Source organism: Maritalea mobilis (assembly GCF_019800885.1).
Taxonomy (GTDB): Bacteria; Pseudomonadota; Alphaproteobacteria; order Rhodobacterales; family Rhodobacteraceae; genus Roseibacterium; species Roseibacterium beibuensis.
In genome coordinates, this window is record NZ_JAHVKE010000002.1 from 250,150 (window position 1) to 262,846 (window position 12,697).

At 62.0% G+C, this 12,697-nt stretch carries 7 protein-coding genes; 1 reads left to right on the top strand and 6 read right to left on the bottom strand.

All coding sequences use genetic code 11. The annotated features are described in order from the left end of the window. Positions 1-96 precede the first annotated feature (96 nt). From KUV65_RS09935 to galE, 5 genes are all read right to left on the bottom strand, one after another. Positions 97-4,707, bottom strand: coding sequence for an alginate lyase family protein (locus tag KUV65_RS09935; protein ID WP_222190117.1), 4,611 nt, complete (start codon positions 4,705-4,707; stop codon positions 97-99). Continuing rightward, positions 4,704-6,839, bottom strand: coding sequence for a glycosyltransferase (locus KUV65_RS09940; protein WP_222190122.1), 2,136 nt, complete (start codon positions 6,837-6,839; stop codon positions 4,704-4,706). The genes KUV65_RS09935 and KUV65_RS09940 overlap by 4 nt, the downstream gene beginning before the upstream one ends. Before the next feature lie 190 nt (positions 6,840-7,029). After that, positions 7,030-7,452: a hypothetical protein gene (locus tag KUV65_RS09945; RefSeq protein WP_222190123.1), complete on the bottom strand. Its 423-nt coding sequence runs from the start codon at positions 7,450-7,452 to the stop codon at positions 7,030-7,032. 525 nt (positions 7,453-7,977) lie between these two features. Beyond that, positions 7,978-9,000, bottom strand: a complete 1,023-nt coding sequence (locus KUV65_RS09950) for an NAD-dependent epimerase/dehydratase family protein (protein WP_222190124.1) — start codon at positions 8,998-9,000, stop codon at positions 7,978-7,980. Beyond that, positions 8,997-10,019 (bottom strand): UDP-glucose 4-epimerase GalE, encoded by a 1,023-nt coding sequence (galE, locus tag KUV65_RS09955; RefSeq protein WP_222190126.1) that lies wholly within the window; start codon positions 10,017-10,019, stop codon positions 8,997-8,999. The genes KUV65_RS09950 and galE overlap by 4 nt, the downstream gene beginning before the upstream one ends. A gap of 155 nt (positions 10,020-10,174) precedes the next feature. On the opposite strand from galE, the gene KUV65_RS09960 reads away from it, so the two are divergent. Continuing rightward, complete coding sequence (locus tag KUV65_RS09960; RefSeq protein WP_222190128.1) at positions 10,175-11,332, top strand: polysaccharide biosynthesis/export family protein; 1,158 nt, start codon at positions 10,175-10,177, stop codon at positions 11,330-11,332. Between the two features lie 6 nt (positions 11,333-11,338). Here KUV65_RS09960 and KUV65_RS09965 read toward each other — a convergent pair whose 3' ends face one another. Beyond that, complete coding sequence (locus tag KUV65_RS09965) at positions 11,339-12,586, bottom strand: glycosyltransferase family 4 protein (RefSeq protein WP_222190130.1); 1,248 nt, start codon at positions 12,584-12,586, stop codon at positions 11,339-11,341. Positions 12,587-12,697: the final 111 nt, after the last annotated feature.

The window sequence follows — 12,697 nt, forward strand, 5'->3', positions numbered from 1 at the left end:
CGGGACGGCGCCCTGCCATGCTGCGGGCGGTCAGAAAGTTCTTTTGATGCGGGAAAACCCTACCTGCGGCGTCGAATCGGGCTTAAAAAAGAATCATCAGAGCGCGCGCCACGAGAACTCGAAGTCGAAGACCGATTGGATCTCTTCCTTCGTCGGCATGATGCGCCGCACGCCTGTGTGGAACTCTGCCAAGTTCAGGCCGGGGTCGCCCAGAACCTGGAATTCATCCACGTCGAACTTGGGCAACCCGTCGACCTGGTTGTGGATGACATAGGGATTGCACAGGATAAGCCGCGTTGTCGCGACGCGGGAGAACGCGCTGATCTGAGCCACCTGACCGCCATCGACCATCTCGGCGATCTCGGGGTCCAGATCTTCGCGCCACGTGCTGTGATAGTCCGGCCAATTGAACAGCCCGACCTTCTCGCCATTGGCGACCCGCGCTGCAACGAAGGCGCGAAGCTCGTCTATGGCTGTTGCACCCTTCGAGAAATCGCCGACGAGGGCGCAATCCAGCTTTTCCTCCGCTGACAACGTGGGGAAGGAAATGGCAGCGGGCGGCTTCGCCTCGTCACTTTCTAACGCCAAATTGCGGGCGGCGCGCAGCAACGCCCTCAGCCTGTCTCGACGGGGACCGTATGGAAACTCCAGATGTGTTGGGTCGTCGAAGTTGGAGTCTGCCAAGGTCAAGATGATCGGCACGCCGGGTTGCACGGTTTCGACGGCGTCCTTGCCCTCCACATGTTTCAGGCGCCAGATGAGGTAATTCTCGGGATGAACCGCTGCATTGTCCCAGCCCCCGTAATCCCTGAGACGCTCGGTCGACAGCATCAGGCTGTCGCGATCGGGGCCAACGAGGGAGAAATTGGGGAACCAGCCGCCCAACAACTGCGCCTCCTTCGTCACGCAAGCGCGCTGCACGACAACGGCTGGGACGTCCTCGTCCTCAAGGGCGGTCACCTGAAGTTCGAGGCGGGCCGGGTGGGCGATGTCCGTCGGGTTCTGCACGGTCACGTAGCGGCCGGTGGCATGGGTGAGGGCGATGTTCCGGGCTTCGAATGACGGGGTCGTGGCTGGAAGGTGAACTTGCAGGAAACGCGGGTCGTCGCCAATCGCGTCCGTGATCGCCCCTCTGATGTCGGGGTCCCCGGAGTGGTCGACGATGATCACCTCGAAATGCGGCCAGCTTTGCAGACGCAGCGACTTGAGCGACAGGGGCAGGCTTGGTGACGGCGCATCTATGGGAACGATCACGCTGACAACCGACCCGGTTCGGTGGTGGCCGTCGGACCGGGTGGCGCTTTGTTGCACGGTCTGACGCAGGGACAGTACCGCGTCCGCGTCCTCTGCAAGGAAATCGGGCAGGCCGGCGTTCTTGTATGCCCTGTTGATCCAGGCCGAAAAGCCCAGGGTCCGAGGATCACCTTCGGTGGCGGTGTCGATGCCCGCCATCGCAAGGCAAAGGCCGGTATCTTTCGGAAAAATGCGCAAAAGTTCGCGAAGAAGTCCGGCTGCCTCGTCCGTGCGGCCCAGCTTCTGCAGGCAATAGGCCCTCAGAAGCGACCGTTCGCGATCGCCGTTTGGCCCCAGCTCTCCGATCCGGTCGACATTCGCGAGCGTCTCGGCGAAATCGCCATGGGTAAAATGCCATCGCGCCAGAATGCGCGCTGCCCGGTTGACCTCTGGCTCGGTCGATTTCGGGTCGTCGCGAACGGTTTCCAGCGCGTCGATGGCGTTGGCCGAGAACCCGCCCCATAGTTTCTTGTCCAATGTCGGAACGTCGCGTTCCTCGCGCGAGGCGCCTTTTGTTCCCGCGACCATCTCGAACGCTGACGGCTCCAGCCTGCGCAGCTTGCCGGCCAGAGTTTTCCACGCGCCGGTATCGCCCGTCTTGGACGGCGTTCTGCCCAGCATCCAGAACGGCTTGATCCCGTCATGGGGAAAGAACAGGGGCCGGGCCTGCATGGGGTCCGAAAGCTGCGCGCCCCCGGAACGACCGGCAGCGGCGCGCGCGGCGTAGAACAGCGGAAGAAAGCGGCCACGATCAAAGGGCTCGATCTGTTGGTATTTCCACGTCGCCTGCGCCAAAAGCGGAAGCAGCCAGTCGAAGGCTTTTGCCATTCCTCGCCCGTCCGGGCCTTCGAACGTCCAGAGCGCGTGACCGCACGCATCGGCCAGCGACGCGAGGTTCACCCAGCTTTGCAGGTTGAAGCAGCAATAATGCGCCGTCTGGGTCCGCTTCATCTCGTGTGGTTGCTGACCATCCTTGGTGAATTGTTCGAGGATGCGTTCACGACTGGTGAAGAAGGTCTTTTGCAACAGGGCCGCATCGCCGAGGAACGCCGCGATCGATCCGACCTGCAAATCGTAGCAGGTGCCGTGGTTGTTCGAGGTGTCATGTTCGGCCACCCCTTGGTCGCTGGTTTGCAGCCACTCGACATACTCTCTCAGCCACGCGCGGAACGCCTCCTTTTCAGCATCCGCAAGCTTTCCAGCCCGTTCCACGAGGCGCACGGCATCGAGGAAATAGTAGAGGTCCTTCATTTCGATGAGGCCCGACTTCGACCCGATATCCCTCATCGTCTGTGATCGGATCTGCGCATACAGCAGGTGCGGGTTCATCCGCGTCGCAGGATCCAGGAACCATGTTCGGATCAGTTGGGCCGCGTGCGCGATATAGGCCTCGCGACCCGACGCCAACCAAGCCAGGCTAAGCGTGGTGGTGTCGTCGAACAGCTGCTGTAGCCGGGTGCGGTCGTATCGTGCGCTGTCGGGTTCATAGAGGCGCGTTCCGGGAATGCGCTCGCCATCCCGGAAGATGAACGGCATCCCGTTCGAGGTCGCCGGGTTGGGCCACCAGTAGGGCGCCGGGTGATAATAGTCATGCGGGTCACCGCTGGGGGCGACCGTCGTCTTTTGCGTGACCGAGTAGGGCCCGCGTTGCAGCGCAAGTTCTGCTTCGGCCAGCAACCGGTCGCGCACGCGATGTTCGGGCGCTTTCGGGTCGGCCATGGCCAGGGCCTTCACCACCTCTTCGTCGTAGGCCACCAGGGTCGCGGGATCATAGATCAGCTGCATCGCCTCGATATCGAGGCGTTCGAGCATCTGGGAAATCGCGCTGATCCGCGCCTCGCCCCGTGATCTCAGGCCGGTGATCTTGTCGGCTTCCAACTGGGTCTGGCCTGAAAACAGCCGTGCGACCCAGCCGGTTTGTCCTGTCGTGCCGGCATCGGGCGAGCGATCGGCGCGCGGAAGGTCCCAGGCATCATCTGCCCATGCGTCCCATTTTCCCGGAATGGCCAGCCGATAGAAGAGTTCGACCTTGGGCCGGCGCCCGTAATAGAAAGCCTCGTTGAACTCTTCCTCGCTGTCGCGCCGGAAGAGGATCTGCGGTTCCTCATCAGCTTCGGGGCTGTAGTGCGGGTCCAGCAGGTCCGCATTGTCGAGCGTGCGCGACATCGGGACGGTGAAATACTTGAGGTAGGGGCGGGTCGTCACGCCCTCGACGATCGCGTCCCAGGCCGCATCGGTCAGGAAACAGTTTCCGTCCCACGGCAGGACCCATTTCGCACGGTCACGCCCGTCGCGCAGCGCCGCGTTTCGGGCCCCGTTATTGTTGATGACATAGTTGTTCTTGAAGCGCTGGGCATGCGCCTCGGCGCGCTTCTGGTCATACTCGGTCATCCGGTCATATCGGCCATGCAGGAAGAAGGCCGGGTCAGGGAAACTGCACAGGTCCCAATCCGTTTCGGCATAATCCTCCAACACGAACGGGATGTGCAGGTACGGCTGACCGTGTCGTTCCAACAGCGCGATGACCGCGGCTTCCTGGTCCGGGTCGGCAATCCTGTTCACGACCCAGCGCTTTTCGCACAGTTTCAGGGGTGGTTCGTTCTCAAGGATGAACTGGACGTTGCGAAGTGTCTGGCCAAGCTCGTGCCGGGGCGGAAGATCGTTGCCGATGATCCGGTAGAGCACGAAATTGTCTGGCTCCTGATCGAGCCCGCTGGCGCGATAGGCCGCTTGCAGCGCGATGACGTCCGTCGGCGCGGGTTTGGGCGGCGCGGGCCGGGCCTTGCGGGGGTCATAGCGGTTCTCCGGCGCCGTTTCCCGGTCGATAAGCTCTCCGTAGGTTGAAAGCCGCTGTGACAGAAAGCCTGCCTTGCTGAAATCGATGAGCATGCTCCCGCGCCATTTGCGCCAGAGGCGCTGAAAGCGTGCCTCGAACAGGGCAATCCGATCCTCGCCGCCAAAGACCGATTTCGGAAAGTACTCATAAGTCAGCCCGGCGTGACGGAAGGCGGACGTGTCGGGATTGTCGGTCAGAAACAGGGGGCGGAAGTTCCGAGCGGTGCGATAACGCCGCTGGATGCTGGCGGTTGCGCCGGCGATCTGTTCGGCGTTCAGGCCGAACAGGGCCACGAACATCACACCCACGCTGCCGATCGGCTGGGGGCTGTTGTTCCCGGTTCTCGGGGTCAGGGCCTTTCTGGGATGTGGCCAGGTGGGCCATGCGGCGGCCAGATCCTCGGGCACCAGCTCGTGGGCGCGGACGGGGGCGGGGGTGCGGGCGCTGGACCACCCGATCTCGACCACGTGCTCTTCCGACGCTTTCTCGGCCAGCTTGTAGTAGACGCCGGTCGTCTGGAAGCTGTGCGGCGATGGTTTGGCGGCGGGTGTTTTGCCCGATTTTTCTGACTTCGTCATTGGCCCAACACCATTTGCGAAAGGATGCGCGCGGCCTCGTCAGCGCCGTTTTCTGTCTCGAACTTTCGGCTGGCCTGCCTGAGGAACGCGTTGGCCCTAGCATTCAGCATTGCTTCGCAAAGCGACGGAAAGAGGTGCATCTCCTCTTCCCGAAGGTCGAACCCAAAGCCGTTGTCTTGTGCGAACTCCGCGCGCGCGCCTTGATCGTCCATCGACGGATGGCGGTTCGCGACAAAGATGGTCGGCAACCCGAAGGCCGCGACTTCGTGATAGGTGTTGTAGCCGGCCGCGGAGACGGAGAAATCGAACGCATTGAAGACCTGGCTGATCGGGAACCCCCTGAGCAGCTTCGTCCCCGGCCAGTGCGGCATGCGCACGGCCGTGTTCGTCCATTCCGCGATGACGATCTGCACACCGTCGAACCGTTGCAACTCGGTGACGATACGGTCCGTAAGATCGAGGATGTCGCGGTTCGCGCCCGCCCCGAGTTGCACCAACACCGCGGGCTTGTCGCCCGACAGGTTCAGCTTTGCGCGCGCCTCGTCGCGCGACAGCAGCTCTTCCTTGTCCAGAAGGCGGATCGGCGCGACCGAGACGCTTTCGTGCCGCCTGAGTGCGGTGGGACCGGTGTCGTATTCGGTCGCCAGTTCGCCTGGTTCGATGATGCAGTCGAAGAAGCGCGAGTTTTCCAAGTAGGGGGATGGCTTCTCGGGGCACATGCCACGCCTGACCCAGGCAAGCCGGCAGTCCCCGCGCGCCAGCGCGGCATGCACAAGGCCGGGTGTCGGGTGGTTCCCATCATAGATGACGGCGGCGGGGTCATGGCGCTCCAGCGCGTCGCCAAGCTCGTAGCGCAGCCACTCGTCCCAGTCGGCGATCTCCGCCCCGATATCCGAGTAGGACGGGCAATACTCCGCGGTGTATCCGAAGGACTCGAGCACTCCGGTAGCTTGCCCAAACCCCAGGAAAATGGGCTCGATCCCATCGCCCATGCGACGAGCGATGGCCAAAAGTCGGGTCGCGTGGCCCAAACCGACGCCATTCGAGGGCACAAAGAGAACCGTTGATTTCTTGGCTTGCGGCGCCTGCCGAGGCGCCTCGGCTGCAGGGCGTCCGATGAGGCGGGCAATGCGCCGAAGATAGGTGTCTTGCCCGAACAGCAGGGCAGCATAGCTGCGCGCCTGTTCGCGCAGGTTGTCCAGCTCATCTTCGTCTTCGAAAATCTGCTCGATCTCTGCGAGGGCGGTCTCGGGTTCGCAATACAGCACACCGGGCCCGAAATGCGGTGAAAACCGGGGCGGAAGAACGACAAGCTTACCCGAAGCCATGGCTGTTGCGATCGCGGCTTCCGGGAATTCCGGGGTCAATGCGCTGGGAAAGTACAAGAAGACGTCGAGCGGCTCCAGGAACCGTGCGACCGTCGTGTCCGCCGCGCCTAGGACTGACCAATGCTTGGTGACCTTGCTTTTGGCAACGACCTCGGATGGCGGGGGGCCGATGACGCGAAAATCAAGGGATGCATCGTTGGGATAGGTGGCGGCGATTTCTTTTGCCGTCGTCGGCCATTGAGCGCCGCCGGGGGCGCTGATCCGCCCCAGGACCCGAGTCCGCGCCGTGGGGCGGTGGTCACTTGCCGGTCGGATTGCGCGTGCGACGGAGCGCCAGTCTTCTTCCTCGATCTCGATCGGTAGCTGCAACTCGTCCAGTTTTGCGCGCACCCACCGGTTGGTCGGCGCAAGGATCATCTGTCCAACATTGAAGCTCAGCCATAGCCCCATCTGGCCCAGATTTGGCGCGCGATCCAGAACCAGAACGACCTTGTCGGCCTTGAAGCCCGCAAGGTCTTTGACGGGCTCTTTTATCAGGCCGGGGGAGTAGACGACCGCCAGTTTCGCGCGAAGCTCTGCCCCTGGCGTGAGGGGGTCGGCCAGCCCTTCGCGAATGCACAAGGAAATATCTGGAAGAATGGGTTTGCGACCGTCCGCTGGCGCAAGGTTGACCAAGCCGACGCGATACCCCTGGCTGCGCAAGGCCAGCATCTCATGGCGCAAACGCAACCCGGCATCGCTTGACCGCGCCATGTCCGCCAGCAGGACCACATCGTAATTCTGAATTTGGGCCTCGTCGGGCATTGGCGAATTGGACTTCATTCAAAGGGAAAAAATAGGCTACCTTTCAAATGGTTGCCCGAGTTCGTGCGGACGTGTCAACGAATTTGGCGTTGAACAGGGCCGCAGTTGCGCCCCTGTTCCGCATATCTTGAGCGAATTACTTCTTGGATATCGGCAGTTCTGCCGCCCTGGGCCACTGGTCGTGCGCGGGTCAGCCCCGAATGTCAGCGGCTGCGTAACGGCGGTCTTCGCACGTGGGAATGAAGCGGGATGCGTAGGAATAGTCCATCCGCAACAGGCGCCGGGATAGCCCACCGTGGGCCGCGATCCATGTCTGTACCCAGGACGGGTAGCGGTCCAGCATGTAGTTGGTGGCCCAACGGTTGAAATCGGGATTCGAGCCGTAAGCCGCGTGGAAAGTGAAGGACGCGCCCGGCATGATGCAGACGTTTTGGCGTGGAGCCGACAGGTACAGGGTGCATGCAGATTGGCATCGGCCGGAAAATTGCACCGTTGCGCCCGTGGCGCGCACTTGAGAGGCCCGCCTGGCGTAGTCGATTACGCTTCCACCATTGCCGCTGGCGACGATCACGTAGTCACGATTGAAGGTCACCCGGTCTGCTTCCGCAGGCACGCCGACTGCGAGGGTGAAACAAGCCGCAAGGGCGGCCAACAAGTGGCTTCTCATAAGCTCACCTCATTCAAGTTCGTATTGTCGACCGCTCCGCAGGGTCCCTGCACGGCCCTTCTGTGACGGAACGCTCATCATTCCGGGCGAAAACTTGGACTCACGATAGGTGTCGATTGCGCCCTCAATCAGGCGCTCCTGTGAACTCGCGGTGTCGTTTTCTGGTCGTGGATGGGGGTGGTGCGTAATTGCTATGGGTGTCGTCCACCCGCTTGCGAAGGTTTCATCATGCATTTCACGGTGCATGATACGGGCCGGTCCTTAACGTTAGGTTACTTCACCTACCGAAGGTCGGCCGTCACCAGAAGGCACATCAACAATATGCGCAGAATTGCGCGATTGTTTGCCGTCTCAGGATCGTGATTAGGCGACGTTTCGCATGCTGGCATCTGCATCGCGGCCAGCGCTATGCGCTGGTTTTGGGGTTTGACTTCGGAGCAGCCAGGGGCCGCCTTGAAACAAGCGGCTGGGTCAGACCCGGTAATAGTCGCGATACCATGCCACGAACCGTGCCACGCCATCGCGGACCTGGGTTCTGGGTCGATATCCGGTTAACGCCTGCAAAAGGCGAGCATCGGCCCACGTCGCAGGAACGTCGCCGGGTTGCATGTCCATCATGATCTTTTCGGCGGTCCGCCCGGTCGCGTCCTCGATGGCTTCGATGAACTCCAACAACGGGACGGGTTCCGAGTTGCCGATATTCACTACTCGGTAGGGTGCCACGGGCGACAGGCTGTCCCCCTCGGCGATGTCGTCGGGGGTGTCGGGCCGGACCGGGGCAGAGTCGATCAACCGCACGATCCCGTCGACCAGGTCCGTGACATAGGTGAAGTCGCGGCGCATGTCTCCGTGGTTGTAAACCTCGATCGCGTCGCCCTCGAGGATCGCCTTGGTGAACTTGAACAACGCCATGTCAGGGCGCCCCCACGGCCCGTAAACCGTGAAAAAGCGGAACATCGTGACGGGCAAGTCGTAGAGATGCGCATAGCTGTGCGCCATCGCCTCGTTAGCCTTCTTCGTCGCGGCGTAGAAGGACATCTGGGTATCTGCCTTTGCCGTCTCGGCATAGGGCATCTCGGTATTTGCGCCATAGACCGACGAGGTGGAGGCCAGCAGGCTGTGCGCTGGGGGAAAGGCCCGCATCGCCTCCAACAGGCGGAAGGTGCCGATCAGGTTGGCCTCGACATAGCTTTCCGGTGCCTCGATCGAATAGCGAACGCCGGCCTGCGCAGCGAGGTGGATCACGGCGTCGGGCCGGTGCGCGTCCATCAGGTCATGCAGGACGCCCGGCGTTTCGATCCGCTCGTTCACGGCGGAAAACCCCTGAGACTGCAAAAGCATCGACTGGCGCCGTTCTTTCAGGGCGACATCGTAGTAATCGGTCAGGGCATCCAGCCCGATGACACGCCACCCGTCTTCCAGAAGACGCACACAGAGGTGGTAGCCGATGAACCCGGCTGCGCCGGTGACAAGCGCGGTGCGCGGCTCGGTCATGCATCATCTCCGCTATGGGGGCTGTTGATCCATGCCCAGGAACTGGCGCACATCTCGTCCATGCCCTTTTCCGTTTCGAACCCGAGGATTTCGGCCGCCTTGCTGGCTTCGGCCACGTAAATCGGCACGTCGCCCGCGCGCCTGCCGACGATCTCGTAGGGCAGGTCCTTGTTTGACGCCCGTTTGTAGGCGTCGATGACCTCCAGAACGGAATACCCACGCCCGGTGCCAAGATTGACGGTGTGACCCGTATCCGTCTCGAACAGCTTTTTCAGAGACAGCAGGTGCCCACGCGCCAAATCCTCGACATGGATGTAATCGCGTACCCCGGTGCCGTCGGGGGTCTCGTAATCGTCACCGAAGACCGAGACCTTCTCCAACGCGCCGGTCGCCACGCGTGCGATGTAGGGCATCAGGTTGTTCGGGATATCCCTCGGGTCTTCGCCGATCATGGCGGATGCATGCGCGCCGGCCGGGTTGAAGTAACGCAGGATGCCGATGGCCCATCGCGGGTCGGAGGCCGAGACCCAATCCAGCACCTGTTCCGATGTGATTTTTGTCTGGCCATACGGATTCATGGCGCGGAACTCGGCGCTTTCCGGGGTCGGTGTGACGTCGGGAACGCCGTAAACGGTTGCCGATGAGGAAAAGACGAGGCGACGACATCCGGCACTGTCCATGCAGCGCAGCAGGGTTGTCAGGCCCCCAACGTTCACATCGAAATAGTCCAGCGGTCGGGCCACGCTTTCGCCCACAGCCTTGAGCGCGGCGAAATGGACGACAGCGTCGAAATTGGTCTCGTTGAACAGGTTGCCCAATGCCACGGAATCGCGCACGTCGGCCTCGATGAAGTGGACCGGCGCGCCGGTAATCATCTCCAGCCGGTTGATGACGCTGCGCCGCGCATTGGCGAAATTGTCGAGGATCGTAACGCGGTATCCGGCGTCGTGTAGCGCCAGATAGGTATGCGACCCGATATAGCCCGCCCCACCGGTCAAAAGGATGCGTCGTGCCGCCATCGAAACCACCTTGAACTTCAAATATACGCGCTAACAATCACGGAATTGCATTTGAATCAAAGTCATTGAACCGCAGTACGACAAAATAGCACCGAACAACCTGTTTCGGCTTCGGACGATTGACCCGAAGACCACGTCCGCTATCAAGGTATCGCATGGTGCCGACAAGGGGATGCGTCGACCAGATGCCCGCAGCTTCGTTCTTCCGACTGCTCACATCTCTCGTGATCGCCAGTTTTCTGGCCGCGTGCTCTGCCCTTCCGGGTGGTGCACCGGTTCAGCGCGAAATCGTCTCAGCCTCCGGAGAGGCGGAAACATCCGATTTTGCGGTCTATGCGGTGAACCGCGCCTTCCTGCCCATCGTGGCGGACTGGCCCGAAACCGGTGGCCGCGCCCATGGCTGGATTTCCGCGTCGGGTGGCGCGCGGACGCAAGTGATCGCCCCGGGTGACCGGTTGAGCGTGACGGTGTGGGACAGCATCGACGATTCGCTCATCACCAATGGCGAACCGTCGGCTTTGCTTGAATCCATTGTTGTCGCGCCGGATGGCACGATCTTTGTGCCATACCTTGGGAACACGCGCGTGGCGGGCATGACGCTGCAATTGGCGCGTGAGCACCTTCAGGACGAGATCGGCATGATCGTACCGCAGGCGCAGGTGCAGCTGACCGTCGAGGGCGGGCGCGGCAATTCCGTCGATCTTGTCGGTGGTGTCGGCGCGCCGGGGCGCTTCCCCATGCCGGACCGCAACTACACGATCCTGAACCTGATCGCAGATGGCGGTGGCGTTGCACGCGGATTGGCGAACCCGCAAGTTCGTCTGATCCGCAACGGCAATATCTACGGCACATCCGTGGACCGGCTTTTCGCGGAGCCGAACCTCGATACGCTGCTGCACGCGGGTGACCGCGTGATCGTGGAAGAAGACCGGCGGTATTTCCTGTCGCTCGGGGCTGCCGGCGACCAAAGCCAGCACGTCTTCCCGCGCGACGCGGTCACAGCGCTTGACGCCATGTCGATCATTGGCGGCGTGCAATCCAGCCGCGGAGATCCCGGCGGCATCCTTGTCCTGCGGGAATACCCCCAGTCGGCGGTGCGCCCCGACAATGCCGGGCCTGACCAGCAACGAGTGGTCTTCACGATTGATCTGACGACCGCCGACGGGCTGTTCAGCGCACGCAATTTCCAGATCAATCCGGGCGACCTCGTCCTCGTGACCGAAAGCCCCGTGACGCGCACGCAGACCATCTTCGGGCTGATCGGGTCGGCCTTCGGGCTTGTCGGTCAGACCAACGCGCTGGCCTCGAACTGATCGCGGTCAAGGCAGCGCGACGCGTCTCGCTGACGGCAAAAGGTCGTTGATCTGCTTGAGGTGCTCGGGCAGGGCGACCGTCTGGAAGTCGTAGGTCTTAACCACATGACGCCGCGCCGCTGGCCCCAGATGCGCATAGGTGCCCGGGCGTTCCAGCACGTCGGCCACCTGTTGGGCCAGTTTCTCGGGCTGGAAGAAATCGACGAGCAGCCCGGTCTTCCCATGGGTGATCGCCTCGCGCACCGGCGCGACATCGGAGGCCACGATGGTCGCGCCCATGGACATCGATTCCAGCAGCGACCACGACAGGACAAACGGCACGGTCAGGTAGATATGGCACCGGCTGACCTGGATGATCTGCTGGTATGCCTCGTAGGGGACTCGCCCGAGGAAATGCACCCGGTCCCAATCGACCCGGTCGCCAACCTCGCGCTCCATCTCGGCGCGGTAGCCTCCCTTCCGGTCGCTCGCCTTGCCGTAGGAAACCTCGTTTCCTCCTATGATGAGCGCGCGCGCGTTAGGGCGCGCTTCGAGGATGTGGGGAAGCGCCCGCATGAAGACATGGAAGCCGCGCGTCGGTTCCATGTTGCGGGCCATGTAGGTGAAGATCTCGTCCTCGCGGGTTACCGCCCGCCCCAATCGCCCGAGCGGCACAGAGGCCTTGGCGTTCGGGACCAGTTTGTCGGTGCGGATCCCGTCATGGCACACATAGATCTTGTCCCGGAAACTTTCGGGGAAGGTGTCGCGTTGCCATTGCGTGGGTGAGTGGCCTAGATCGACCGTCTGGATATTTGCGAAATTCACCGCGTTGCGGGCATGCATGATGAAGGGGGCGTGTTCGCTTGCCGGGAACTCCGGATCGAACCCGACCGATCCGCCACGCGCCAGGAAGTAGTATTCGAAAAAGCCGATGATCGGCACGTCTGGCCAAACCTCTTTCATGAAGGTCAGCTCGCCCCAGCCCACATGCCCGATGATGATGTCGGGCTTGAACCCGGCCTTGTCCAGAGCTTGCGCCGCCGTCGCCGCGCCGAAGCCCGCACCAACGCATTCCTCCCAATACTGCGTCAGGGCATAGGTGCCTTTCGGCGGCTTGTGATGCGGTTTGTAGGTGACGATCCTGGCGCCCTTGATCTTGGGCACGTCCTGCCGCTGGGTCAGAAAAACCACGTCATGCTCACCCTGCTCCACGAACCAGCGGAACAACTCGCGATACTGGCCAGGGAAATTCTGGTGAACGAATAGGATCTTCATGCTCTGCCCGGCCTGTTTGACCATTTTCGATATTGTCGTTGAACGCCACGTATCAAACAAGCCTGTGGCATGACCATGGCACCGGTTTGGGGATTGCGGGGCGCGCGCCTA